The 23886-nt window shown below is 68.7% G+C and carries 21 protein-coding genes and 1 pseudogene; 13 read left to right on the forward strand and 9 right to left on the reverse strand.

Annotated elements, in window-relative coordinates; genetic code table 11:
* Window positions 1–200 precede the first annotated feature (200 nt).
* The gene (deoC, locus tag CFB34_RS38645; RefSeq protein WP_089444054.1) at window positions 201–881 is read right to left on the reverse strand and encodes a deoxyribose-phosphate aldolase; all 681 of its coding nucleotides are present in this window, start codon (window positions 879–881) and stop codon (window positions 201–203) included.
* A gap of 146 nt (window positions 882–1027) precedes the next feature.
* Between deoC and deoR the strand changes: the two genes are divergently transcribed.
* The gene (gene deoR, locus CFB34_RS38650) at window positions 1028–1798 is read left to right on the forward strand and encodes a DNA-binding transcriptional repressor DeoR (RefSeq protein WP_089444055.1); all 771 of its coding nucleotides are present in this window, start codon (window positions 1028–1030) and stop codon (window positions 1796–1798) included.
* Between the two features lie 22 nt (window positions 1799–1820).
* Here deoR and CFB34_RS38655 read toward each other — a convergent pair whose 3' ends face one another.
* The 3 genes from CFB34_RS38655 to rbsK are packed head-to-tail and all read right to left on the reverse strand — an operon-like array spanning window position 1821 to window position 5217.
* Complete coding sequence (locus tag CFB34_RS38655) at window positions 1821–2873, reverse strand: aldose 1-epimerase family protein (protein ID WP_089444056.1); 1053 nt, start codon at window positions 2871–2873, stop codon at window positions 1821–1823.
* A gap of 2 nt (window positions 2874–2875) precedes the next feature.
* Window positions 2876–4249, reverse strand: a complete 1374-nt coding sequence (gene fucP / locus CFB34_RS38660) for an L-fucose:H+ symporter permease (RefSeq protein WP_089444057.1) — start codon at window positions 4247–4249, stop codon at window positions 2876–2878.
* A gap of 41 nt (window positions 4250–4290) precedes the next feature.
* Window positions 4291–5217 (reverse strand): ribokinase, encoded by a 927-nt coding sequence (gene rbsK, locus CFB34_RS38665; protein ID WP_089444058.1) that lies wholly within the window; start codon window positions 5215–5217, stop codon window positions 4291–4293.
* Between the two features lie 777 nt (window positions 5218–5994).
* On the opposite strand from rbsK, the gene CFB34_RS38670 reads away from it, so the two are divergent.
* Together CFB34_RS38670 and CFB34_RS38675 are read left to right on the forward strand one after the other, a co-directional pair.
* The gene (locus CFB34_RS38670; protein WP_027786146.1) at window positions 5995–6672 is read left to right on the forward strand and encodes a heavy metal response regulator transcription factor; all 678 of its coding nucleotides are present in this window, start codon (window positions 5995–5997) and stop codon (window positions 6670–6672) included.
* Window positions 6669–8129: a heavy metal sensor histidine kinase gene (locus CFB34_RS38675; RefSeq protein WP_089444059.1), complete on the forward strand. Its 1461-nt coding sequence runs from the start codon at window positions 6669–6671 to the stop codon at window positions 8127–8129. Before CFB34_RS38670 ends, CFB34_RS38675 begins: the two co-directional genes overlap by 4 nt.
* Here CFB34_RS38675 and CFB34_RS38680 read toward each other — a convergent pair.
* The 3 genes and pseudogenes from CFB34_RS38680 to CFB34_RS38690 all read right to left on the reverse strand — a co-directional run bounded on the left by CFB34_RS38680 (window position 8107) and on the right by CFB34_RS38690 (window position 14410).
* Window positions 8107–9674 (reverse strand): annotated as a pseudogene (locus CFB34_RS38680) (efflux transporter outer membrane subunit). The gene CFB34_RS38675 and the pseudogene CFB34_RS38680 overlap by 23 nt on opposite strands.
* 32 nt (window positions 9675–9706) lie before the next feature.
* Window positions 9707–11122, reverse strand: a complete 1416-nt coding sequence (locus CFB34_RS38685; protein WP_089444060.1) for an efflux RND transporter periplasmic adaptor subunit — start codon at window positions 11120–11122, stop codon at window positions 9707–9709.
* A 48-nt stretch (window positions 11123–11170) separates the two neighbouring features.
* Window positions 11171–14410: an efflux RND transporter permease subunit gene (locus CFB34_RS38690; protein ID WP_089444061.1), complete on the reverse strand. Its 3240-nt coding sequence runs from the start codon at window positions 14408–14410 to the stop codon at window positions 11171–11173.
* Between the two features lie 206 nt (window positions 14411–14616).
* Here CFB34_RS38690 and CFB34_RS38695 point away from each other — a divergent pair, with 206 nt between their 5' ends.
* Together CFB34_RS38695 and CFB34_RS38700 are read left to right on the forward strand one after the other, a co-directional pair.
* A complete protein-coding gene (locus tag CFB34_RS38695) occupies window positions 14617–15084 on the forward strand; it encodes an MEKHLA domain-containing protein (RefSeq protein ID WP_089444062.1) in 468 nt (155 codons plus the stop codon).
* A 236-nt stretch (window positions 15085–15320) separates the two neighbouring features.
* On the forward strand, window positions 15321–15626 hold the full coding sequence (locus CFB34_RS38700) for a DUF4148 domain-containing protein (protein WP_089444207.1): 306 nt from the start codon (window positions 15321–15323) through the stop codon (window positions 15624–15626).
* A 71-nt stretch (window positions 15627–15697) separates the two neighbouring features.
* On the opposite strand, the gene ansP is transcribed toward CFB34_RS38700, so the two are convergent.
* Entirely contained in the window at window positions 15698–17188 is a 1491-nt protein-coding gene (gene ansP, locus CFB34_RS38705) for an L-asparagine permease (protein WP_089444063.1), read from the reverse strand.
* A 458-nt stretch (window positions 17189–17646) separates the two neighbouring features.
* On the opposite strand from ansP, the gene CFB34_RS38710 reads away from it, so the two are divergent.
* The 6 genes from CFB34_RS38710 to CFB34_RS38735 all read left to right on the forward strand — a co-directional run bounded on the left by CFB34_RS38710 (window position 17647) and on the right by CFB34_RS38735 (window position 21342).
* The gene (locus CFB34_RS38710; protein ID WP_089444064.1) at window positions 17647–18453 is read left to right on the forward strand and encodes a transporter substrate-binding domain-containing protein; all 807 of its coding nucleotides are present in this window, start codon (window positions 17647–17649) and stop codon (window positions 18451–18453) included.
* A gap of 89 nt (window positions 18454–18542) precedes the next feature.
* On the forward strand, window positions 18543–19229 hold the full coding sequence (locus CFB34_RS38715; RefSeq protein WP_089444065.1) for an amino acid ABC transporter permease: 687 nt from the start codon (window positions 18543–18545) through the stop codon (window positions 19227–19229).
* On the forward strand, window positions 19226–19876 hold the full coding sequence (locus tag CFB34_RS38720) for an amino acid ABC transporter permease (RefSeq protein WP_089444066.1): 651 nt from the start codon (window positions 19226–19228) through the stop codon (window positions 19874–19876). The genes CFB34_RS38715 and CFB34_RS38720 overlap by 4 nt, the downstream gene beginning before the upstream one ends.
* Window positions 19863–20612 (forward strand): amino acid ABC transporter ATP-binding protein, encoded by a 750-nt coding sequence (locus CFB34_RS38725; protein ID WP_089444067.1) that lies wholly within the window; start codon window positions 19863–19865, stop codon window positions 20610–20612. Before CFB34_RS38720 ends, CFB34_RS38725 begins: the two co-directional genes overlap by 14 nt.
* A gap of 173 nt (window positions 20613–20785) precedes the next feature.
* Window positions 20786–21076 (forward strand): DUF4148 domain-containing protein, encoded by a 291-nt coding sequence (locus CFB34_RS38730; protein ID WP_089444068.1) that lies wholly within the window; start codon window positions 20786–20788, stop codon window positions 21074–21076.
* Window positions 21073–21342, forward strand: a complete 270-nt coding sequence (locus CFB34_RS38735) for a hypothetical protein (RefSeq protein ID WP_089444069.1) — start codon at window positions 21073–21075, stop codon at window positions 21340–21342. The genes CFB34_RS38730 and CFB34_RS38735 overlap by 4 nt, the downstream gene beginning before the upstream one ends.
* Here CFB34_RS38735 and CFB34_RS38740 read toward each other — a convergent pair.
* A complete protein-coding gene (locus tag CFB34_RS38740; RefSeq protein ID WP_089444208.1) occupies window positions 21270–22412 on the reverse strand; it encodes an FAD binding domain-containing protein in 1143 nt (380 codons plus the stop codon). The two genes, CFB34_RS38735 and CFB34_RS38740, sit on opposite strands and share 73 nt — an antisense overlap.
* A 466-nt stretch (window positions 22413–22878) precedes the next feature.
* Between CFB34_RS38740 and CFB34_RS38745 the strand changes: the two genes are divergently transcribed.
* On the forward strand, window positions 22879–23115 hold the full coding sequence (locus CFB34_RS38745) for a DUF1427 family protein (RefSeq protein ID WP_089444070.1): 237 nt from the start codon (window positions 22879–22881) through the stop codon (window positions 23113–23115).
* On the forward strand, window positions 23097–23834 hold the full coding sequence (locus tag CFB34_RS38750; protein ID WP_089444071.1) for a YoaK family protein: 738 nt from the start codon (window positions 23097–23099) through the stop codon (window positions 23832–23834). Before CFB34_RS38745 ends, CFB34_RS38750 begins: the two co-directional genes overlap by 19 nt.
* Window positions 23835–23886: the final 52 nt, after the last annotated feature.

The following is a 23886-nucleotide window of genomic DNA, read 5'->3' on the forward strand; positions in this document are numbered from 1 at the left end:
ACGAGAAGATGGTCCGATGCGGCGTGCGTGTGTCCTGCGCTAGCGATCGTCCGCGGTGGCGCGCGGATAACCGATCTCCACGAGATCGTCGTGGAGGGACGCGAAATCACATGAGGGGGCCGCACGCGAATCGGCGCGCGGGAGCGCCAAGCGTACCATCGCGGCCGCGTCCGTGAATCCGTCGCCGGCCGGGGCGTCACTCAATATGCCGCCGCGCCACCTCCCTGATCCGTCACGATCGCCACCCCCGAACTCGTGCCGAGCCGCGTCGCGCCGGCCTCGATCATCGCCAGCGCGGCCGCGCGGTCGCGCACACCGCCCGACGCCTTCACGCCGAGCACGGGGCCGACCGTGCGGCGCATCAGCGCCACATCCGCGAGCGTCGCGCCGCCGTGGCCGAACCCGGTCGATGTCTTCACGAACGCGACGCCGAGATCGCGGCACATCTCGCATACGCGCACCTTCTCGTCGTCGGTCAGCAGCCCCGTTTCGAGGATCACCTTGAGCGGCACCGCGCCGCATGCCTGATGCACGGCCTCGATGTCGGCCTTCACGTCGTCGGCGCGGCCGCTCTTCAGCGCGCCGATGTTGATCACCATGTCGATCTCGCCGGCGCCCGCCGCGATCGCGGCGGTGGCTTCGAATGCCTTGGCGGCCGACAGCCCGGCGCCGAGCGGAAAGCCGACCACCGCGCAGACGAGCACGCCGGTATCGGCCAGCTCGCGCGCGGCGAGCGGCACGTTCGCCGAATTCACGCAGACCGAGTAAAAGCGATGCTCGGCCGCCTGGCGGCAGAGTTCGCGGATCTGCGCGTCGCTCGCGTCGGGCGCGAGCAGCGTGTGATCGATGGTTTGAGCGAGTTGGGCGTTGGAAAGCGGCATGTTTCAGGACTCCACGGAGCGTGTGCCGGGAGGGCACACGTAAAGTTGATGTTTTCACATCGGTTTGTTACAAATACGACATTCCGGCCGGGCCCGCGCGCCCGGCACGACGAGCGACGGATGCGGCGGGCACGCAGGATACTGGCATGGAAACGAAGAAAGGCGAACGGATCAAGACATTGATGAACGTGCTGCAAGGGCAGAACGCGATTCATCTGAAGGAAGTGGCCGAGCTGTTCGGTGTATCCGAGATGACGATCCGCCGCGATCTCGCGGACAACCCGCACGGCCTGAGCCTGATCGGCGGCTACGTGACGCGCCACTTCGCCGCGCAGCGCAGCGACATCGGCGAGTACGTGGTCAGCACCGAGAACGACCGGCAGACCGAGGAGAAGCGCCGCATCGGCAAGCTGGCCGCGCAGTTCGTGACGACCGGCGACACGATCTTCGTCGACTGCGGCTCGACCACGCCGTTCGTCGTCGACTTCATTCCGGACGACCTCGAATTCACTGCGGTCTGCAATTCGCTGAACGTGTTCGCGAAGCTGCAGCAGAAGCCGCATTGCAGCGTGATCCTGTGCGGCGGCGCGTACCACCGCAAGAACATGGTGTTCGAGTCGGTGGCCGAGGCGGGCATCCTCGACACCGTGCGCGTGTCGAAGGCGTTCATCTCCGCCGCCGGCGTGAGCGACCGATGTGGCGTCACGTGCTTCAACTTCCACGAAGTCGACGCGAAGAAGAAGGTGATGGCGCGTGCGCAGAACCGCTTCCTGCTCGTCGACCACACGAAGTTCGACGAAGTGCGCGCGGCGTACTTCGCCGAACTGACCGACTTCAACTACGTGATCTCGGACGGGCAACTGAGCCGCCGCTACGAGACGGCGATTCGCGAACACGGGATCGCGCTCGTGACCTGACACCGCGCGGCCGCGCATCGCTTCACGCACGGCGGGCTTCCGCCGCGCTCAGGTAGCCGGTGACGACTTCGAAGCGGCGCGTCGCACCCGGCGCGAGCGCCGCCACATGGCCCTTCCGGCGTTCGGCTTCATACCCCTCCGGCTCGCAGGTCGACGGCAGCGCGAACGCGGCGACCTGCTGGTCCGCGTTGTGCAGGATCCAGCGCGTCGCATGCGGGAATTGCTCCGGGCGGTATGCGGTATGGAACGCGCCGCCGTCCGGATGTTCGAGCAGGAAATGCGCGACGCCCTCTGCATCCGTTTCCGCGCCGTTCATGAAGAACACGATCTCCGGGTCGTACAGCGCCGGCGCATCGAGCGTGTGAAGCCGTTCCGGCTCGCGCGCGAGCGTGGCCGTGTAGTCGCGCCATGCTGCGGTCGGCCTGACGTGCGCGGGCACGCTGTCGCGCAACCGCAACCCGCCCGGAGGCAACGCCTGCACGAAGCGACCGCCCGGCACGTACGCATAGTTCAGGTGCGCCATGTACATCAGGTCCATCGGCGTGCCGCCAAGATTCGTCACCTCCATCGCGATCGTCATCTGCGCGTCGTGCTCGGCGAGCCGTACCGACGGGCGTGCCAGGTAGTGGCTGCCGAAACCCTGCACGTATTCGTATTCGCCGGTCACTTCGACGAACGCGCCACGCGCATCCGCGCCGACGACGACGCTCGCGCGATCCATCGGCGCGCACGGCATCTCGCCGTGCAGCGCATGCGTGTCGTCCGGCCCCGGGCAGCCGTTGCGCAGCAGCCCGCTGTGGAACATGAAGCAGCCGTAGGTATCGATGATCGACGCCGCACGCTTCGGCTGCCGGAACATGTGCTTCATCGTCAGGTCGCGGCCGTCGAACGCGGCGGCCCAGATCATCTGGCCGAGATACGGCAGCACGACGAGGTGGCCGCGACGGTTCTCGAGCGTCAGCGCCTCGACGCCGGACGGATACGCGAACGCGGTGACGGTGAGCCCGTCGGTGCGATACAGCGTGCGCGGCGTGTCGCGGAAGTCGTCGCGGCGCAGTTCGATTTCGCCTCGCATGCTCAGGCCCCCGACGTGTTGCGCGGGGCGGCGTAGCGCGCGGGCGCGTGGCCGTCGGCGGCTGCGTCGGGCGTCGCGGCCGGCAGGTGGCGCAGGCAATAGAAGCCGTAGTAGACGATCACGACGAAGCACGCGAGCGGCACGACGAACGCGAGCTGCATGTTGCCGCCCGTGTGATCGGAGATCAGCCCCTGGATCAGCGGCACGGCCGCGCCGCCGACGATGCTCATCACGAGGATCGAGCCGCCGTATTCGGTGTCCTTGCCGAGCCCGTCGATCGTGAGGCCGTAGATCGTCGGCCAGCACGGGCCGAGGAACACGCTCACGCCCACGGCCGCATAGACGGCGGTGATGTTGTGCACGCTGATCGTGTACGCGAGCAGCGCGATGCACAGGATGCCGTAGACGATCAGCACCTTGGCGGGGCCGACGCGCTTCATCACGAGCGTGGCGACGAGCTTGCCGACGAAGAAGGCGAAGAACGTCGCGAGCAGGTAGTGCGACGCGCCGCGCTCGGTGAGGCCGCCGATCTGCATCGCGAGCCGGATCGTGAAGCTCCACACGCCGACCTGCGCGCCGACATACAGGAACTGCGCAACGACACCCGCGACGAAGCGCCGGTTGCCGAACAGGCGCGCGAGCGTGCCGCGCGCATCGATCCTGTGCGTGGCCACGCTCGGGCCGTTGCCCTTGCAGGCCGGGTAGGGTGTGAGCGCGAACACGATGAACACGGCCACGAGCACGACGATCAGCCACTTGTACGGCTCGAGCGTGGCCTGGATCATCGCGAGCTGGTGCACGTGGGCTTCGGCGGCCGACATCGCGGCGAGCTGCGCATGCGACGCATCGCCTTCCTTGAAGATCAGGAAGCTGCCCATGTACACGCCGGCCATCGCGCCGAACGGATAGAACGTCTGCGAGATGTTCAGCCGCCGCGTGCTGGTTGCGCGCGGGCCCATCAGCGTCGAATACGAGTTCGATGCGGTTTCGAGGAACGACAGGCCGGCCGCGATCACGAACAGCGCGACGAGGAACATCCCGTACTTCGCCATCGACGCGGCCGGGAAGAACAGCAGGCAGCCGGTCGTGTAGAGCAGCAGGCCGACCAGGATCGTCGTCTTGTAGCTGAACTTTTTCACGACGGTCGCGGCCGGAATCGCGAGGAAGAAGTAGCCGAGATAGAACGCGGACTGCACGAATGCCGATTCGAAATCGGACAGGAAGAACGACTTCTTGAATTGCGCGATCAGCACGTCGTTCAGGTTCGCGGCGGTGCCCCACAGCGCGAACAGGCAGCACAGCAGCGTGAACGCGAAGAGCGGCGTGCGGTTCAGGTAATAGCCGTCGGGGGTGTGTTCGATCCTGGCTCGGCTCATGGGTGTCTCCTTCCCAATTGTCTCGTCGATGAAGGCGCCGGTCAGAAGCCGGCGTCGCGGAGGAAGCGTTCGAACGTCGCGGTGTCGGCGTACGACTTCTGCGTGCCGAGGCCCGTGACCGAATGGGCGGCATACGCGGACGCATAACGCATCGCGTCGAGTGCGTCGCCGGACGCGGCGTAGCAGCGCGCGAAGCAGCCGATGTACGCATCGCCGGCGCCCGTCGTGTCGCGTGCGTCGACCGGCACGCCCGGCACATGCCGCACGCCGTCGCGGGAGACCAGCAGCGAACCGTTGCTGCCGAGCGTGACGAGCACGTGCTTGAGCCCGCGCGCGACCAGCGCTTCGGCGGCGCGCGCCGCGGTGTCGCGCGAATCGACCGGCATGCCCGACACGATCGCGAGCTCGGTTTCGTTCGGCACGAAGAATTCGACGGTGCGGATCCGCTCGAAATCGAGATCGGCCACTGCGGGCGCGGGGTTCAGCAGCACCGGAATGCCGTGGCGCGCGCCGAATTCGATCGCGTGATAGACGGTGTCGAGCTCGATTTCGAGCTGCAGCACGATCAGCGCGCATTCGGCGAGCTGCGGCGCGGCCGCGTCGATGTCGGCCGGCGTCAGGTGGCGGTTCGCGCCCTTGACGATCAGGATGCTGTTGCTCGAATCGGGTTCGACGAAGATCGGCGCGACGCCGCTCGGCACGCCGGCGACCTTGCGCACGTGCGTGGTGTCGATGCCTTCGCGCGCGAAGTTGCGGATCGTGTTGTCGGCGAAGACGTCGTCGCCGACCTTCGTGACCATCACGACGCGCGCGCCGAGGCGGGCGGCCGCGACGGCCTGGTTCGCCCCCTTGCCGCCGCAGCCGAGCTCGAAGTTCGGCGCTTCGAGCGTTTCGCCCCGGGCGGGCATGCGTGCGACATAGGTCACGAGGTCGACCATGTTGCTGCCGATGACGGCGATTGTCTCCATCTGCGTCTCTTCCTTGGTATGGGTGCGCCGCGCGTGGTTGGCGGCGGCGTGCGACAGGTGGTAATAAAATCACATTAAATGTGAGAATGCAATCTTATGATGTTAATGGGGTCACTTTGTGTCAGGGGCGCGGCCGCATCCGTGTGTGCTCTTTATGCGGCTGGATGCAAGCCCTGAGCCGACCGGGCCGGCCCGTGACGGAACGGCTCGACGAGGCGGCGCTTGGCACGCTCAGCCCCGCTCAAGGGGGCGGCGTGCGGGCATGAAGGGACCCGAACGGACGCGGAAAGGGATTGCCTCGCCGTGCCGGGCGGCGGCCTGGTGTCGACGGTGGTGCACTGGCTTCGTCAGGACCCGCGCGCGAAAATCCGGACGCGATGGCCACGCGAATGGCCGGCACGTCGGCGACGATCCTCGACGCGTTCGATTCGACGTGCGGGTTCGCGCAGGCCGGTTTCAAATAACGGCAGCAGCGGCTCGGGAAGATGCCTTCACCTTCGTTTGCGTACGCGTTCGCGACGTGTGCGACGTGCGGACATCGCCGTCCAGGTCGTCCTCAGTTCTCGGCATCCGTACCGCGCCCGCGTGCGTCGGGCTACTCGCCCCGGAATACCTATCGGCGCCGCCAATTGGGTTTCGGGGGGCGCCACCGCACGCCACGCTTACCCCCCGATTACAGTTTTGTCATCAACCCCGTTCCCGCTTGCACCGTCCAGTGCGCCGTCGGCGTTTCCCGGTAACATCGCCGCATGTCACCACGACCGCGACGGAACCGCCATGCGCATCCTGATAGTTGAAGACGAGCCGAAGACGGGCGCCTACCTGAAGAAGGGTCTCGAGGAATCGGGGTTCAGCGTCGATCTCGCGAAGGACGGCGGCGAAGGGCTGACGCTCGCGCAGGAAGAGCGCTACGACGTGATCGTGCTCGACGTGATGCTGCCGGTGCTCGACGGCTGGGGCGTGCTGAAGCGGCTGCGCGACACGCATACGACGCCGGTGCTGTTCCTGACCGCGCGCGACGACGTGCAGGACCGCGTGCATGGCCTCGAGCTCGGCGCCGACGATTACCTGGTGAAGCCGTTCGCGTTCGTCGAGCTGCTTGCCCGCATCCGCACGCTCGCGCGGCGCGGGCCGCCGCGCGAAACCGAGCATCTCGCGGTGGGCGACCTCGAAATCGACGTCGTGCGCCGCCGCGTGAAGCGCGGCGCCACGCGGATCGACCTGACGCCGCGCGAATTCTCGCTGCTGCAGCTGCTCGCGCGCCGGCAGGGCGAAGTGCTGAGCCGCACGCAGATCGCATCCTACGTGTGGGACATGAATTTCGACAGCGATACCAACGTCGTCGAAGTCGCGATCCGGCGCCTGCGCGCGAAGATCGACGACGCATTCCCCGTGAAGCTGATCCACACGGTGCGCGGCGTCGGCTACGTGCTCGAACCGAAGGACGACGCATGAGGTGGCCGCGTTCGCTGGCCGCAACGCTCGCACTCGCAATCGCCGCGACCACGCTGGCCGCGTTCGCGCTCGTCGGCGTGTACGTGTACGCGAGCCTCGAGCGGCAGGTCAATACGCAGGACGACCTCGACATCGTGCTTGCCGCGCGCCATACGCGCCGGCTCGCGGGCGAGCTCGAATCGCTGGACGCGGTGCGCACGCATACGGAGCGGCTCACGAGCCAGGTGCTCGGCAACGAGGCGCTGTCGATGGTCGTCACCGATGCGCAGGGTGACGTGCTGGTGCGCCACAACGTCACGCTCGCCGCGCTCGACGGCGCGCGGGCGGCCGCGTCGGCGCCGCTGGCCGACGCGCAGCTGTTTGCGCCGAACGCGACGCCGATACCCGCGAACGACCGGATCACGGCCGATCAACTCGTCACATGGAGCGCGGCGGGCGGCACGCCGATGCGCGGCGTCGTGATCGAGGCCGTGCTCGGCGACCGCACGCCGATTCACATCGCGATCGCGCGCAACATGCGCGACCGGGCCGCGCTGCTCGACAGTTACCGCGATCGACTGAAGCTTGCCGGCGGCCTCGGCGCGTTGTTCGCGCTGCTACTCGGCTACGGGCTGATCCGCACCGCACTCGAGCCGCTGCGCGAGATCGTCGACAACACCGGCCGGATCACGGTCGACAAGCTCGACACGCGGCTCGACGCGTCGCGCGCGCCGCGTGAGCTGCGGGCGCTCGTCGATGCGCAGAATGCGATGCTCGGCCGCCTGCAGCAGGCGTTCTCGCATCTGTCGCAATTCAGCGCCGATCTCGCGCACGACCTGCGGACGCCGCTGAACAACATGCGCGGCGCGACCGAAGTCGCGCTCGCGCGGCCGCGGCCGGCCGATGAATACCAGGCGCTGCTCGAATCGCATCTCGAGGAATACGACCGGCTCGCGCGGATGATCGACAACGTGCTGTTTCTCGCGCGCGCCGAGCATCCGAGCTTCGTCACGCGGCAGCGGGCATTCGACGTGCGCGACGAACTCGAACGCATCGCCGGGTATTTCGAGGGGCTCGCCGACGAAGCAGGCTCGACGCTGCGCGTCGAAGGGCAAGGGCGGCTGACCGCCGACGTCGAGCTGTTTCGCCGCGCGATCGGCAACCTGCTCGCGAACGCGCTGCGGTATACGCCGGCCGGCGGTGTCATCACGCTCGCCGTCGACGAAACGCCGGATGCGGTGCGCGTCGTCGTCGCGAATCCGGGCGAGCCGATCGATCCCGCGCTGCTGCCGCGGATCTTCGACCGGTTCGTGCGCGGCGACCCGGCGCGCAGCGGCGGTGCGCCGGGCGGCACGGCCGGGCTCGGCCTCGCGATCGTGCGGTCGGTGATGGAGCTGCACGGCGGCTCCGCCCGCGTCGAAAGCGATACGGCCGGCATGCGTTTCATGCTCACGTTCAGCCGGCCGTCGGCAGCGTAACGGCGGGTTCGGGCGGCGCGGCGGCCGCGCCGTTTGCGATGCCCGTCTGCGCCTGCGCCGCCGCGCCGCCGCGCCGGGCGCCGGCTCCGCCTGCCAGCCACCGCCCAACGCCTTCAACAACCCGACCTCGGCCTCCATTCGCCGTGCATCGATCTGGTCGGCCGCGCGCCGGTTCGTCAGCGCGATCGTCTGTGCGGTGACGACGTCCAGATAGCTGACGGCGCCTGCATTGAACCGGTTCGTCGTCAGCCGCAGCGACAGGTCGGCCGCATCGGTCGCGCGCTGCTGGCTGCGCGCCTCCGATGCGAGCGCATCGAGCGACGACAACTGATCCTCGACCTGCTGGAAGGCCACCAGCACGGTTTGGCGGTAATCGGCGACCGCGCCGTCGTATTGCGCATGCGCGCCGCGCAGCGACGCACTGCGGCGCCCGCCGTCGAACAGCGTGCCGGCGAGCTGCGGGCCGAGCGACCAGAACAGGCTCGGCGCGGTGAGCCACGGCGCGAAGAACGAACTTTCGAGCCCGGCGCTCGCCGACAGCACGAGGTCCGGAAAGAACGCCGCGCGCGCTTCACCGATCTGCGCATTCGCGGCCGCGACGCGGCGCTCGGCCGCCGCGATGTCGGGCCGCCGTTCGAGCAGTTGTGACGGCACGCCGGGCGGGATGGCCGGTACGTCGTACGACTGCACGCGCGGCGGCAGCGCGAACGTCGACGCGCTTTCGCCGACCAGCGTTGCAATCGCATGCTGGAGCTGCGCGCGCGCCGCGTCGATGTCGGTGTCCTGCGTGCGCGTCGCTTCGAGCTGCGTGTCGGCCTGCGCGACCGCCGACGCGTCGATCGCACCGGCCGCGAGCTGCTGCTTCAGCAGCGTCAGTGCGTCCGCGTACGCGTGTACCGTGTCGTCGAGCAGCTGCTTCTGCGTGTCGAGCGAGCGCAGCGCGAAATAGTCGGTCGCCAGCTCGGCCGTCACCGACAGCTTCACGGCCTGCAGGTCGGCCGCGCTCGCGGCGGCGTTCGCCTGCGCGCCCGCCACCGCATCGCGCACGCGGCCGAAAACGTCGGGCTCCCAGCTCGCGGCCACGCCGGCCTGATAGTCGGGCGTGGTCTTGCCGGCCAGCGACGAGCCGAGCCGGTTCTGCGACACGCGTGCGCGGCTTTGCGCGACGCCTGCGGTGATCGTCGGCAGGAACCCCGCATGCTGGTAGTCGACCATCGCGCGGGCCTGCTGCAAATCGGCGAGCGCTTTCTTCACCGTCTGGTTCGATACGTCGACGCGCGCTTCGAGCGCGTTCAGGTCGGCGTCGCCGAACACGGTCCACCATGCGCCGCGCGCGGCGTCGTCGGCCGGCATCGCGACGTGCCAGCCGGCTTGCGTGGCCGGTGCAGCCGGTGTGGCCGGTGCGCCCGCGTAGTGCGCCGGCACGGCGACCGCGGGCGGTGAATACGGCGGCAGCGTCGTGCAGGCGGTCAACGCGGCCAATGCCGCGGCGGCGCCGAGCGCGACGGCGCGGCGGGCGAACGGGAGCGGATGAGCGAGGCGCATGGCAGATATCTCGTCAGGGGGGCTTCGATAGGTCAGCCGCGTGCGGGCGCCGCGGCGGGTGTCGATGCGGCCGGCGCGGCCGGTGCTGCGCTGCTCGCGCGCATCGGCGGCACGCCGCCCGCACCGCTCGCGGGCACGGGTTGCGCGCTCTGCGCGGACGAAGCGGCAACCGGTGCCGCCGCATGCGCGATCGACACGATCTTCACGACTTCGCCGGCGGTGATCGCATCGCCCGGGTTGTCGATCACGCGATCGCCTGCCGCGAGCCCCGCGACGATCTCGACGCGTGTGCCGAAATCGCGCCCGATCTGCACGCGCTTGAGCGCGGTGCGTCCGTTCGCGGCGACGGTCGCCACCGTCACGCCATCCGGCCGGAACAGCAGCGCGCTGACGGGCAGCTCGAGCGCGGGCGCGGCGCTCGCGACGACGAGGTGCGCCTGCGCATACGCACCGGGCAGCAGCGCGCCGTCGGCGTTGTCGACGTCGATTTCGACGCGCAGCGTGCGCGTGACCGGATCGATCGCGCCGGCCGTGCGGGCGACGCGCGCGGCAAAGTGCCGCCCCGGATACTGCTGCGTGGTCAGGTAGACCGGCGTGCCGGTCGAGACGTCGGCCGCGCTGTCCTGCGGCACGTCGACGAACACGCGCAGCGTGCCGGTTTGCGCCAGATGGAACAGTTCGCCGGACAAGCCCGGGCTGCCCGGCGTGCCGCCCGCGGTGACGAGCGTGCCGACGTCGACGTTGCGCGCGGTGATCACGCCGTCGAACGGCGCGCTGACCGCTTCATACGACACCAGCTCGTTCAGGTGCGCGACGTTCGCCTGCGCGGACGCGAGCATCGCGCGCTTCGCGTTCATGTCCGCGACCTTCGTGTCGGTGTCCTGCTGCGACACCGATTGCGTCTTCAGCATGTCCTGCCAGCGTTGCGCGGTCGATTTCGCATAGTCGTAGTTCGCCTGCGCGGTGGCCGCGTCGGCGCGCGCCTGGCGCAGCTGCGCGTCGAGATCGGGCGCGGCGATCTGCGCGAGCGGCTGGCCGGCCTTCACGTGCGCGCCGAGATCCGCGCTCCAGTGCGCGATATAGCCGCTGGTGCGCGCGTAGATCGACGCTTCCGCGAACGGCATCACCGAACCGGGCAGCGTGAGCGTCTGGTCGGCGGGCGCCGTGCCGGGCGCGATCACCGATACCGGCAGCGCCTGCTGCGCGGCCACCTGCGCGCGCTGCGCGGCGCGCGCGTCGATGCGCGGCACGACGCCGAGCGCGAGCAGCGCGGCGGCGAGCGCGACGGCGGCAAGCGGCACGGTCAGTCGGCGGGCGTGTCGGCGGCGCGTCGCGTCGGGCGCCGCCTCGCGGGAGGCGGGCGGTACGGCCGCGCGTTCGATCGCGCTTCCGGCAGGGTCGGCCGCGTCGGCGGCCGGCGGGGCGAGGGGTTCGATCGAGTCGTTCATGATGGGGGCTCGAGGTTGGGCGAATCGGATGGAAGGGCGGCGGCGCGATCAGCCGAGCGCCGGCGTATCGGAGGTGGGCTGCGCGCGCCGTGCGGCCGCGGCCTCGCGACGCCGGTCGAGCCACGCGTGGACGAAGCCGAACACGACCGGCACGAACAGCAGCGTCGACACCGTGCCGAATGCGAGCCCGCCGATCACCGCGCGGCCGAGCGGCGCGTTCTGCTCGCCGCCGTCGCCGAGGCCGAGCGCCATCGGCAGCATGCCGATCAGCATCGCGAGCGCGGTCATCAGCACCGGGCGGAAGCGGCTGAACCCGGCGTCCAGCGCGGCCTGCCACGGCGGCGCGCCGCCGGCGAGCAGCTCGCGCGCCGTGTTCACGACGAGGATGCTGTTCGCGGTGGCGATGCCGATGCACAGGATCGTGCCCGTCAGCGCAGGCACGGACAGCGTCGTGCGCGTGACGAACAGCATCCACGCGATGCCGGCGAGCGACGCGGGCAGGCCGCCGACGATCACGAGCGGGTCGAGCCACGACTGGAAATTGACGACCATCAGCAGGTAGACGAGCGCGATCGCGAGCACGAGGCCGCCGAGCAGTCCGGCGAACGACTCATGCATCGCCTGCACCTGGCCGCGCAGCACGATCGACGAGCCGGGCGGCAGTTGCGCGCGGGCTTCGTCGACGAGCTTCGTCACGTCGGCCGTGACGCCGCCGAGGTCGCGCCCCTGCACCGACGCGAAGAGGTCGAGCACCGGCTGCACGTTGTAGTGCGACACCACGGCCTGCTGCGTCGTGCGCGAGAAGCTGCCGAGCGTGCCGAGCAGGTTCTGCGCGGGTGCGCCGGCCGCCGGGCCGCCGGCCGGCGTCTGCGGCGCGCGGGCGGTGCCGGCTGGCAGCGGCACGTTCGCGAGCGCCTGCAGCGAATTCACCGTGTATTGCGGCGTCTGCACGAGCACCGGGTAGCTGACGCCGTTGCGCGGATCGAGCCAGAAGTTCGGCGTGGTCTGCGAGCTGCCGGACAGCGCGATCAACAGGTTCTGCGCGACGTCGCGCTGCTGCAGCCCGGCCAGGATCGCCTTGGTGCGGTCGACGTTCACGTCGATCGCCGGTTCGTCGCCGGGTTGCTGGATGCGCGCGTCGACGAGGCCGCGCACGCCGCGCAGCTTCGCGAGCAGCGCGTTCGCGACCGCGCGGTTCTGGTCGAGCTGGTTGCCGACGATCTGGATGTCGATCGGCGCGGGCAGCCCGAAATTGAGGATCTGGCTGACGATGTCGGCCGGCAGGAACGCGAACGTCACGCCGGGGAACGACTGCGCGAGCACGTTGCGCAGCTTCGCGACGTACGCCGCGGTGGACGCATGGTTCGGCTTCAGCGTGATCAGCACGTCGGCGTCCCCGGTGCCGATCGGGTCGGACGCGTCGTACGTGAGGTTGATCCCGCTCACCGGCACGCCGATGTTGTCGAGCACACCCGCGAGTTCGTTCGCCGGGATCACGTTGCGGATCGTCGCTTCGACTTCGTCGGTGAGCCGTGCGGTTTCCTCGATCCGCGTGCCGGTCGGCGCGCGCAGGTGCAGGCGGATCTCGCCGGTATCGACCGACGGAAAGAAGTCCTGGCCGGCGAACGCGAACAGGCCGGTCGATGCGACGCAGGCGAGCAGGAACGCGGCCGCGAAGCGGCGGCGCCGGGCGATCGCCGCGGCGAGCAGCGCGCGATAGCGCAGCCGGACGGCCTCGAAGCGATGTTCGAACGCGGCCTGGAAGCGCACGAAGCGGGCGAACACGCCGCGCGGTGGCCGGCCGTGGCCCTTTGCGCGCATCAGCGCCATCGCGAGCGTCGGCACCAGCGTGCGCGAGAAGAAGTACGACGCGATCATCGCGAAGATCACCGCTTCGGCCAGCGGCACGAACAGGTAGCGTGCGACGCCGGTGAGCAGGAACATCGGCACGAACACGATGCAGATCGACAGCGTCGACACGAAGGTCGGCACCGCGATTTCGCCCGCGCCGGTCAGGATGGCCTCCTCGAGCGGCGCGCCGAGCTCGAGGTGATGCGTGATGTTCTCGATCGCGACGGTCGCGTCGTCCACCAGGATCCCGACCGCGAGCGCGAGCCCGCCGAGCGTCATGATGTTGATGGTCTGGCCGAGCACGGCGAGTGCGAGCAGCGACGTGAGCACCGCGAGCGGGATCGTGATCGCGATGATCAGCGTCGCGCGCCAGCTGCCGAGGAACAGCAGGATCATCAGCGCGGTCAGGCACGCGGCGATCAGCGCTTCGCGCACGACACCCTGGACCGCCGCCTTCACGAACACCGACTGGTCGTCGAGCGGCGAAATGTGCAGCGCCTTCGGCAGCCCGGCCGCGATCTTCGGCAGCATCGCCTTCACCTGGTCGATGATCGTCAGCGTCGACGCACTGCCCGTCTTCTCGACGGTCAGCAGCGCCGCGCGCTTGCCGTCCACGCGCACGATGTTGGTCTGCGGCGCGTAGCCGTCGCGCACGTGAGCGACGTCGCGCACATAGACGACGTTGCCGCCGATCGTCTTCACCGGCAGGTCGTTCAGCGCGGCCACCGTCTGGGTGCTGCCGTTCATCTGCACGTCGTACTCGTGCGTGCCGATCTTCGCGGTGCCGCCGGGCAGGATCAGGTTCTGCGCGTTGATCGCGTTCACCACGTCGATCGGCGCGAGGCCCTTCGCCTGCAGCGCACGCGTGTCGAGATCGACGACGATCTGGCGGATCTTGCCGCCGAACGGCAACGGCACGGCCGCGCCCTGGACGGTCGCGAGCTGCGTGCGGATGAAGCTGTTGCCGAGGTCGTACAGCTGCTGCTCGGCGAGCGTGTTGCTCGACAGCCCGAGCTGCAGGATCGGCACCGTCGACGCGTTGTACGTGATGATGTTCGGCGGCAGCGTGCCGGGCGGCAGGATGCGCAGGATCGACGCGGCGTTGCTCGCGGCTTCCGCGATCGCGCGATTGATGTCGGCGCCCGGGTGGAAGAAGATCTTCACGACCGACACGCCGTTCAGCGACTGCGATTCGATGTGCTCGATGTCGTCGACGTCCGACGTGAGCGCGCGTTCGTAGTTCGACGTGATGCGCTTGGCCATGTCTTCGGCGGAGAAGCCGTTGTATGACCACACGATGCTGACGACCGGAATGTCGATGTTCGGGAAGATGTCGGTGGGCGTGCGCAGCAGCGCGAGCGGCCCCGCGATGAAGATCAGCAGCGCGAGTACGACGAACGTGTAGGGCCTGCGTAACGCCAGCCGGACGATCCACATGATGGTGCTCCTCGAAGCGGGGAATGGACGCGCATTCGATGCGACGAGCACGCAGTCTGCCGGCGTGGCGTTGACCCGACCCTGACTCGAAGATTACGACGCTGTTATCTGCGCGGGCGCCGACGGCAGGGCGCTGCTTCATCCATAATGTCCGGCGGCAAACCTTCGCTCATTCGCGTATCCCGCCGATTTCAGGAGCCAGACCGATGTCGTTGCGCACCGATGCAAACTTCTTCCTCCTTCTTGCCGACTCGTATCGCCGGCTCGTGAACCGGCCGCTCGTGCCCGACGGCATGAGCGCCTCCGACGGCGCAGCGTGGCTGTACGATACGGCGCCGTTCGGCGTGCTTGCGCACGACACGTCGGCCGATCCGGTGTTCGTGTACGGCAACCGGCGCGCGCAGGCGATTTTCGAATACGACTGGGACGAACTGACGGCGTTGCCGTCCCGTCTGTCGGCGGAGCCGATGGAGCGACACGAGCCCCAGGTGTTTCTCGACAAGGTGATGCGCGACGGCTTCGTGTCCGAATACCGCGGCGTGCGCGTGACGAAGTCCGGCAAGCGGTTCTGGATCGAACGCGCGACGGTGTGGCAACTGATCGACGCGGAGGGCATCGTGCGCGGCCAGGCCGCGATGATTCCGGAAGTACGGCCGCTCGACGTGCCCGCATGAACGCGATGCTCGATTGGCCCGCGCGTCGTGTGGCGGGCCCGTGCCGCGTGCGGCGAACCGGGTCGGCCCGCGCAGGACGGACGCGGGCGGTCGGATAACAAAACCGTAATCGAAGCCTCACCTTCAGGAAAGCGCGCGAATCGCAGAATGAATCCAACTCTTCATCACATCGATGGGGAGCGGATGTCCGGCCTGATCTGCGGACGCGAACACGCCATCATTGAGAGGTGAACATCATGAACAACCTGATTCGTGCAGTCCTGCTTTCCTGCGCACTGAGCGCACCGATCGTCGCATTTGCGCAAACCACCGACCATGCGCTCACACGGGCCGACGTGCGCGCCGATCTCGTCCGCGTCGAACAGGCCGGTTATCGGCCGGTCAGTAACGATCCGAACTATCCCGAAGACATCCAGGCCGCCGAGGCGAAGGTCGCCGCGCAGCAAGCGCAACCGGCCGCCGCACCGAGCGTCGCCGCAAAGCGCACTGATGCGCAATCGCTCGCGTCGCTCGACGAGCACCCGCTGTACGACCATCACTGAGCGCGATTGGCGACCGCCGTCCGCGGCCCGACGGCGGTTCCTTCGACGGACGGCACGCATGCCGTAGCGAGTCAGTCGTCGCCGTTCTCGAGCACGTTCTGCGTGAGCGCGATCGACGGAATCGTCGGCTTGAGCAACGCGCGGCGCGCGCGACGGCTCAGCCATTTCCAGCCGGCCACGAGCAGCAGCGCGACCAGCGGGATCGACGCGATCGTCCAGGTCCCGTTCGGGTAGTCGAATGCCATCAACACCAGCACGCCGAGCAGGAACAGCAGCGTGAGCCACGACGTCACGGGCGCGCCAGGCATCCTGAACGATACGTCCTCCACGTCGCCGCGCCTGACCGCGGCGCGGAACTTCATCTGGCACACGACGATGAAGCCCCATGTGCTGATGATGCCGAGCGACGCGATGTTCAGCACGATCTCGAACACGCTCGACGGCACCAGATAGTTGAGCAGCACGCCGACCACATAGATCGCGACCGTCACCAGAATGCCCGCGTACGGGACGGATTGCCCGCTCATCCGCGCGAGGAACGCGGGGGCCGAGCCGCCCATCGACAGCGAACGCAGAACACGCCCCGTCGAATACAGGCCGGAGTTGAGGCTCGACAGCGCGGCCGTGAGCACCACCAGGTTCATCACCGAGCCGATGCCCGGCACACCGAGCGCGCCGAAGAACGTGACGAACGGGCTCTGGCCCGCCTTGTACGCACTCCACGGCAGCAGGCAGACCAGCAGAACGACGGATGCGACGTAGAAAATCGCGATGCGCCAGATCACGTTGTTGATCGCGCGCGGCAGCACCTTGCGCGCATCCTTGCATTCGCCGGCGGCCGTGCCGACCAGTTCGACGCCCGCGAACGCGAACACCACGCCCTGCACCAGCACCAGCGCCGGCATCAGTCCGTGCGGAAAGAACCCGCCGTTGTCGGTGATCAGATGCAGGCCGGTGCCATGGCCGGCCACCGGCATGCCCGTGCCGAGGATCGCCGCGCCGATCACGAGAAACAGCACGATCGCGGCGACCTTGATCAGCGCGAACCAGAACTCCATTTCCGCGAACCATTTCACGCCGATCAGGTTCATCGTCGCGACGATGCACAGCGCGACGAGCGCGAAGATCCACTGCGGCACGGCCGCGAACGGCGCCCAGTAATGCATGTAGAGCGCGACGGCGGTGATGTCGACGATGCCGGTCATCGCCCAGTTCAGGAAGTACATCCAGCCGGCGACGAACGACGCCTTCTCGCCGAGGAATTCGCGTGCGTACGACACGAAGCTGCCGCTGCTCGGGCGATGCATCACGAGCTCGCCGAGCGCGCGCAGGATCAGGAAGGAAAACGCGCCGCAGACGAGATAGACGATCGCGAGCGCCGGGCCGGCGGCCTGCAGCCGGGCGCCGGCGCCGAGAAACAGCCCGGTGCCGATGGCCCCGCCGATCGCGATCATCTGCACCTGTCGATTGCCGAGGGTCTTGTGATAGCCGGCTTCGTGCGATTCGAGCCAGCTGCGTTTGTCGGTTTCGCCGGTTGTCGACGGGTCGGGAATCGATGCCATGACGGGTTCCTCGCGCAGGGAGGGGATGGGATTCATCCCGATCGCGGACGATCGGGACCACCGGTACCGGCGGGCCGGCGCGCGTAATCGAGCGCGCCCGTCCTGATGGCGGTTCGTCGGACGTGACGAAAGGCACGGTACGTCGCGAACGTATTCAGCCGTAATTCCGGTCACAAACGGAATGCAAATTTGGACTGGGCCTGTTCGAATCCATGCATAGGGTGTCGGCGCCGGGTGAACCGGATAGGTAATTTGGTGCGCCGGCGCGCGCTGCGGGGGCAACCGTTACCGACGGCGCCGGCTCATGCACCGAAATGAGGAATCCGGCGTATCGAAATTTCCGTCTGGCGCCGGTACGGCAAGCGTTTCACGGCGATGGCCCGGTTTTTGCTGGAATGGTGTCGGCCGCGCAATCGTTGCGCGCTGCCCGACGACATACCAGACAAGGAAGATTCACCGTGAGCCCGACGACCCGACCGTTCCCCCGACGCACCTGGCTGGCTGCGCTGTTCGCCGCCCCCGTGATCGCGCTGTTCGCCGCCGCGCCGGCCCACGCCGATGCGCTCGACACCATCGCGAAAAACGGTACGCTGCGCGTCGCGGTGCCCGAGGACTATCCGCCGTTCGGTTCGGTCGGCACGGACATGCAGCCGCAGGGCTACGACATCGACATGGCAGGACTCCTCGCCAAGGCGCTCGGCGTCAAGCTGAAGCTGGTGCCGGTGAACAGCGCGAACCGGATTCCGTACCTGACGACCAACAAGGTCGACATGGTGATTTCGTCGCTCGGCAAGACGCCGGAGCGCGAGAAGGTCATCGATTTCTCGAGCGCGTACGCGCCGTACTTCCAGGGCGTGTTCGGGCCGTCCGACGTGAAGGTGAGCGCGCCCGCCGACCTCACCGGCAAGACGGTCGGCGCGACGCGCGGCGCGCTCGAGGAGATCGCGCTGTCGCAGCTCGCGCCGAACGCGACGATCAAGCGCTTCGAGGACAACAACGCGACGATCCAGGCGTTCCTGTCGGGGCAGGTCCAACTGATCGCGGCCGGCAACATCGTCGCGGCGGCGATTCTCGCGAAGAATCCGCCGCGCCGCCCCGAGGTCAAGTTCGTGATCAAGAATTCGCCGTGCTTCGTCGGCGTCAACAAGAACGAACCGCGCCTGCTCGCGAAGATCGACGATGCGATCGCGCATGCGAAGCAGGACGGTTCGCTCGGCGAGCTGTCGCGCAAGTGGCTCGGCCAGCCGCTGCCGGCCGGGCTGTGACGAATCGCAGTGCAGCCTGACACGTCGCCGCGGCCGGGACGCCCGGCGCGGCGCGTGTCGTTGTCCGAACCCGAATTCATCCGCTTCCCATGAGCTACCAGCTTCAATTCGGCGAACTCGCCGATTACGCCGGCGTGTTCGCGAGCGGCGCGGCGATCACGCTCGCGCTGACGGCGGTCGCGACCGTGCTCGGCGTGGCCGTCGGCGTGCTCGGCGCGGCCGCGTACAGTGCCGACGCGCGTGCGGCCGTGCGGTTGCGCCCATTGATCGGCGCGTACGTCGAGGCGATTCGCAATACGCCGTTCGTCGTCCAGCTGTTCTTCATCTTCTTCGGCTTGCCGGCGCTCGGCGTGCATATCGACGAATACACGGCCGCGATCCTCGCGATGACGCTCAACCTCGGCGCGTACTCGGTCGAGATCGTGCGCGCGGGCGTGGCCGCCGTGCCGAAAGGGCATCTGGAGGCGGCGTCCGCGCTGGCGATGTCGCGCGCGCAGATGCTGCGCCACGTCGTGCTGCCGCAGGCGCTCGCCAAGGTGTTTCCCGCGCTGTCTAGCCAGATCGTGATCACGATGCTCGGTTCGGCGGTCGTGTCGCAGATCTCGGTGGCCGACCTGACCTATGCGGCCGGCTACATCCAGTCGCGCAACTTCCGCGCCTTCGAGACGTACTTCGTGATCACGCTCGCGTATCTGGCGATGGCGCTGCTGATGCGCGCCACGCTCGGCGCGATGGGCCGCCGCCTGTTTTCCCGCCGCGTGCGAGGTGCGCGATGACCGATTTCACGTTCGGGCAGATTCTCGCGAACCTGCTGCTGGCCGCGCGCTGGACGATCGTGCTGTCGATCGTGTCGTTCGTCTCCGGCGGCCTCGTCGGCCTCGGGCTGCTCGTGATGCGCGTGTCGAATTCGACGGCGCTGCGCGGCATCGCCAAGCTCTATATCGAAGTGTTCCAGGGCACGCCGTTGCTGATGCAACTGTTCATCGTGTTCTTCGGCCTGCCGCTCGTCGGGCTCGACGTTTCGCCGTGGGTCGCGGCCACGGCGGGGCTCACGTTCTTCACCAGCGCCTATCTGGCGGAGATCTGGCGCGGCTGTGTCGAGGCGGTGCCGAAAGGGCAGTGGGAGGCGTCGGCCAGCCTGGCGATGAGCTATGTCGAGCAGTTGCGTCACGTGATCCTGCCGCAGGCCGCGCGCATCGCGATCGCGCCGACGGTCGGCTTCGGCGTGCAGGCGGTGAAGGATACGGCGCTCGTGTCGATCATCGGCTTCACCGAGCTGACGAAGGCCGGTATCGCGATCTCGAACGCGACGTTCCGGCCGTTCGTCGTGTATGGCCTCGTCGCGCTGATCTATTTCGCGCTCTGCTATCCGCTTACCCGTTATGCGCGCACGTTGCAAAGGAGATGGCATGCCGCTCGTTGAAACCCGGGGTCTCGAAAAGCACTTCGGCACTCATCATGTGCTCAAGGGCATCGACCTGTCCGTCGAGCGCGGGCAGGTGGTGTCGATCATCGGCCGCAGCGGCTCGGGCAAGAGCACGCTGCTGCGCACGCTCAACGGGCTCGAGAGCATCGACGCGGGCACGATCTCGGTCGACGGCGAAAGCGTCGATGCACGACATGCGGACTTGCGTGCGCTGCGGCTGAAGGTCGGCATGGTGTTCCAGCAATACAACCTCTTTCCGCACCTGAGCGCCGGACAGAACGTGATGCTCGCGCAGTCGGTGGTGAAGAAGTCGCACCCCCAGCAGGCGCGCGCGATCGCGGAGCTGATGCTCGAGCGCGTCGGCCTCGGCGACAAGTTCGACGCGTTTCCGGAACACCTGTCGGGCGGCCAGCAGCAGCGCGTCGCGATCGCGCGTGCGCTCGCGATGAAGCCGAGCGTGCTGCTGTGCGACGAAATCACGTCGGCACTCGATCCCGAGCTCGTCGGCGAGGTGCTGGGCGTGATCGAGCAGCTCGCGCGCGAGGACATGACGCTGATCATGGTCACCCACGAGATGAACTTCGCGCGTGCGGTGAGCGACAGGATCGTGTTCATGCACCAGGGACGCGTGTGGGAGACCGGGACGGCCGACGAGATCTTCGAGCGTCCGCAGACGGTGGAGTTGACGCGGTTTCTGGGCAGCGTGCGGAACCCGGAAACGGTTGCGCGCTGACTGACACGGCCGTGCGGCCGGGCCGCGACCCGATGACAAGACCGTAATCGAAGCCTCACCTTCCGGAAAGCGCGCGAATCGCAGAATGGACACCACTCCTCATCGCATCGATGCGGAGCGGAGGTCCGGCCTGATCTGCGGACGCGAACACGCCATCTCGAGAGGTGAACGTCATGAACAACCTGATTCGTGCAGTCCTGCTTTCCTGCGCACTGAGCGCGCCCATCGCCGCATTGGCGCAAACCGCCGACCATGCGCTCACCCGCGCCGACGTGGTCGCCGACCTGATCCGAGCGGAGCGCGACGGCACGCTGCCCACACCGAACTGGGACTATCCGCCGAGCGCGCAGACGATCGCGCGCAATCGCGAGCTGTATGCGATCGCGCACGGCGAGCCGCGCACCGCGACGGCGAGCGTGGGAACGCCCGCGGCGGCGCCCGTCTCGACGGCGAGCGCGCGATGAAGCGGGCCACGGTAACGGCACGCGTGGCGGGCCTGGCGCTCGCCGCGTGGCTCGCGGCGCAGGGCGCGCCGGCCGCCGCGCGCGGCCAGCCGCAACTGCCCGACGACGATGGCGGCCGCGCCAGCGTGCTGCGCGCGCTCAACCCGTCGAGCGAGGCGCTGCGCCGGCCCGCCGGCACGCGGCCGGCCCACGTTCAGGCCGCGCCCATCAAGCGGGCGCCCAATGCGATGCCGCGCGCGGCGATCACCGCACTCGCGGCGCGCTGACGGGCGTCCCAGCCCGCCAGCGCGGCGTCGAACCCGCGGCCGTGGCCGACTTCACGCAGCGCTTGCGCGAGGCCGACCGCATCGTCGGCCGCTTTCGCGACACCGGCTGCCGTGTGCGGGCGAACGAGGCATGCGGCGTCGCCCAGCAGCACCGCACGCCCCACCGCCATCCGTTCGACCGCGAGATCCTGGATCGCCTGCGCGAACGGCGCGGGTGTCGCGTCGACGAGCGCGGCGAGCGTCGGCGCGAGCATCCGGCCACCGGCGTCGACGAGTTCCGCGCGGCTGTCGTCGCGCATCGCGCCGGGCGGCAGCGACCCGTCGCGCTGCGTGCCGTCGCGCGCGACGAACAGCGACCGCAGCCGGTCGGGCGCGAGACGCCGGTACCAGACCCAGTTCACGCGCCGCTTGCCCGCCTCGATCGCGCCGTCCGCACTGGGCACCAGATAGGCGAGGAACAGGTGCGCGTCGCCTTGCTGGAACGTGAAGCGCTCGCGCAGCAGATTCAGCACCTGTTCGGGCAGCACCCGCTCGTCGACGAGCCCGCGCCAGGCGACATAGCCCGCATACGTCGGCCGCACGTCCGGCATCAACTGGGCACGCACCGCCGAGCGGCCGCCGTCCGCACCGATCAGCAGGTCGGCCGTCTCGGCGTGGCCGCTCGCGAAATGCGCGACGATCCGCTCGCCGTCCTGCTCGAATCGCTCGAACGCGTCGCCCGCACGGACGACGCCGGCCGGCAGCGCGCGCTTCAACGCCGTGTAGATCACGTTCCACGCGGTCTGCGTTTGCGGCATTGCGAAGCGTTGCACGATGCGGTCGTGCGCATCGACGTAGATCCGGTCGATCGAATCGACGGCGGCCTCGCGCGGCAGCGGTACGTTGCCGAATGCGAACGCCCGCTCGATCGGCGGCTGCAGCACGATGCCGCCGCCGCGGCTGTCCAGGTCATGCGGTGATTGCTCGAATACGCCGACGTCCCAGCCGGTGGCGCGCAGGGCGGTCGCGGCGAACAGCCCGCCGACCGACCCGCCGACGATGACGGCCTTGCGGCCCGATCCGTGTTCCATCCGATGTCTCCCGATGATGGTCGAGCATAGGGCAAGCCACCGACGCAACGGTTGAATCGTTCTGAAGCGGCCTGATTCCTGATTGACAGCGTGACGCGTGCGCCGCCGCTCAACCTCGGCGGCGTTTGGCGGGGCGGCGGAGGCGCCGCATGCCACGCGGTGCGGTGCGGCCGGCGTGCCGTTCGGGAACGCGTCGACCTGCCGTTCGATTTCGGTGTCGAGATCGTCGGGCACCGGCAATCCGCATACCCGCTTGTGCACGCCGGGATGGAAGAGGCTCGCGTGCAGGCTCAAGTCCGGTTCGATTTCCGCGATGCGTTGCGCTTCCGACGCCACCGCTGCTTCAGAAGAATTCAGTTCGCCGCCGTGACTTTCAGGTCCGCGCCCCCTAGTCTTGCTACCGAACCGCCGCAAGGGCCGGGCGCCGTCCGGCCGGCCCGGCGCGGCGGCGCAACCGGAACGGACCATGCCCTATCTGAACCCGCTGGGAGCCGGCATCGCAGTCGGCCTGCCGGACTACCGCGTGCGCGTGCAATCTCCCGCGTCGCCGCTGATCGCGCTGGCCGGGTTGCCCGGCATCGTGCTCGGCGAGCATGCAATTCCGTTCGCGCAGGCGCGGTTGTGGCCGCCGGCCCCGCAGGTCCAGGAAGCGGACTCCACCGGCAAACCCACGGAAACCACGACATGCAACCTGGACAAGTAACGGCCGCCGGTGCGGCCGCGCCCGATCGCCTGCCCGGCGAGGACGTCTTTCTCGCATCGATCGCAGGCTATGTCGACACGCTCGGCTTCGTCGCGCTGTTCGGCCTCTTTACCGCCCATGTGACCGGCAACTTCATCCTGATCGGCTCGGGCCTGGCCGGGGTCGGGCAGGGGCTGCTGATCAAATGGCTCGCGTTTCCGGCCTTCATCGCCGGGATCGTGGCCGCCCGCCTGCTCGACCACCGGATGCGCGTGCGCGGTCACGGCGCGCGGGCCGGTTCGCTGTACGCGTTGCAGGCGATCCTGCTCGCCGGCTTCATGTTCGCGGGGATCGCGGCGTCGCCGATCGGCAGCGCCGACGCGCCCGCGACGATCGTCTGCGGGCTGCTCGGCGCGGCGGCGATGGGCGTGCAGAACGCGCATGGCCGGCTGACCGCGCGCTCGGTGGTCGCCAACACGGTGATGACCGGCAACGTCACGCAGGCCGTCATCGATGCGTTCGACTGGCTCGTGCCGATCGCCGCGCCGGCCGAACGGGACGCCGCCCGCGCGCGGCTGCAGCGCACGCTGCCGCCGGTGGCCGGTTTCGCGCTCGGCGCGGGCGCCGGCGCGACGGCGTACCTGTATGCCGCGTTCTGGGCGCTCGCGCTGCCGCTCGCGGTGCTGGGCTTTCTCACGTATCGATCCGCACGCGCGGCCGAGCTGCCGGCCGCGCGCTGAACCCGTTTTCGCGCGCGGCGTGCCGCCGTGCGCCACCTTCAAGGAGAACCCG

Source organism: Burkholderia sp. HI4860, assembly GCF_002223045.2.
GTDB lineage: Bacteria > Pseudomonadota > Gammaproteobacteria > Burkholderiales > Burkholderiaceae > Burkholderia.

What these genes read in the sequence shown, in the direction of transcription:
- deoC (WP_089444054.1), bottom strand. Translation starts at nt 881, where the DNA reads ATGCCGCTTTCCAACGCCCAACTCGCTCAAACCATCGATCACACGCTG.
- deoR (WP_089444055.1), top strand. Translation starts at nt 1,028, where the DNA reads ATGGAAACGAAGAAAGGCGAACGGATCAAGACATTGATGAACGTGCTG.
- CFB34_RS38655 (WP_089444056.1), bottom strand. Translation starts at nt 2,873, where the DNA reads ATGCGAGGCGAAATCGAACTGCGCCGCGACGACTTCCGCGACACGCCG.
- fucP (WP_089444057.1), bottom strand. Translation starts at nt 4,249, where the DNA reads ATGAGCCGAGCCAGGATCGAACACACCCCCGACGGCTATTACCTGAAC.
- rbsK (WP_089444058.1), bottom strand. Translation starts at nt 5,217, where the DNA reads ATGGAGACAATCGCCGTCATCGGCAGCAACATGGTCGACCTCGTGACC.
- CFB34_RS38670 (WP_027786146.1), top strand. Translation starts at nt 5,995, where the DNA reads ATGCGCATCCTGATAGTTGAAGACGAGCCGAAGACGGGCGCCTACCTG.
- CFB34_RS38675 (WP_089444059.1), top strand. Translation starts at nt 6,669, where the DNA reads ATGAGGTGGCCGCGTTCGCTGGCCGCAACGCTCGCACTCGCAATCGCC.
- CFB34_RS38685 (WP_089444060.1), bottom strand. Translation starts at nt 11,122, where the DNA reads ATGAACGACTCGATCGAACCCCTCGCCCCGCCGGCCGCCGACGCGGCC.
- CFB34_RS38690 (WP_089444061.1), bottom strand. Translation starts at nt 14,410, where the DNA reads ATGTGGATCGTCCGGCTGGCGTTACGCAGGCCCTACACGTTCGTCGTA.
- CFB34_RS38695 (WP_089444062.1), top strand. Translation starts at nt 14,617, where the DNA reads ATGTCGTTGCGCACCGATGCAAACTTCTTCCTCCTTCTTGCCGACTCG.
- CFB34_RS38700 (WP_089444207.1), top strand. Translation starts at nt 15,321, where the DNA reads ATGAACAACCTGATTCGTGCAGTCCTGCTTTCCTGCGCACTGAGCGCA.
- ansP (WP_089444063.1), bottom strand. Translation starts at nt 17,188, where the DNA reads ATGGCATCGATTCCCGACCCGTCGACAACCGGCGAAACCGACAAACGC.
- CFB34_RS38715 (WP_089444065.1), top strand. Translation starts at nt 18,543, where the DNA reads ATGAGCTACCAGCTTCAATTCGGCGAACTCGCCGATTACGCCGGCGTG.
- CFB34_RS38720 (WP_089444066.1), top strand. Translation starts at nt 19,226, where the DNA reads ATGACCGATTTCACGTTCGGGCAGATTCTCGCGAACCTGCTGCTGGCC.
- CFB34_RS38725 (WP_089444067.1), top strand. Translation starts at nt 19,863, where the DNA reads ATGCCGCTCGTTGAAACCCGGGGTCTCGAAAAGCACTTCGGCACTCAT.
- CFB34_RS38730 (WP_089444068.1), top strand. Translation starts at nt 20,786, where the DNA reads ATGAACAACCTGATTCGTGCAGTCCTGCTTTCCTGCGCACTGAGCGCG.
- CFB34_RS38735 (WP_089444069.1), top strand. Translation starts at nt 21,073, where the DNA reads ATGAAGCGGGCCACGGTAACGGCACGCGTGGCGGGCCTGGCGCTCGCC.
- CFB34_RS38740 (WP_089444208.1), bottom strand. Translation starts at nt 22,412, where the DNA reads ATGGAACACGGATCGGGCCGCAAGGCCGTCATCGTCGGCGGGTCGGTC.
- CFB34_RS38745 (WP_089444070.1), top strand. Translation starts at nt 22,879, where the DNA reads ATGCCCTATCTGAACCCGCTGGGAGCCGGCATCGCAGTCGGCCTGCCG.
- CFB34_RS38750 (WP_089444071.1), top strand. Translation starts at nt 23,097, where the DNA reads ATGCAACCTGGACAAGTAACGGCCGCCGGTGCGGCCGCGCCCGATCGC.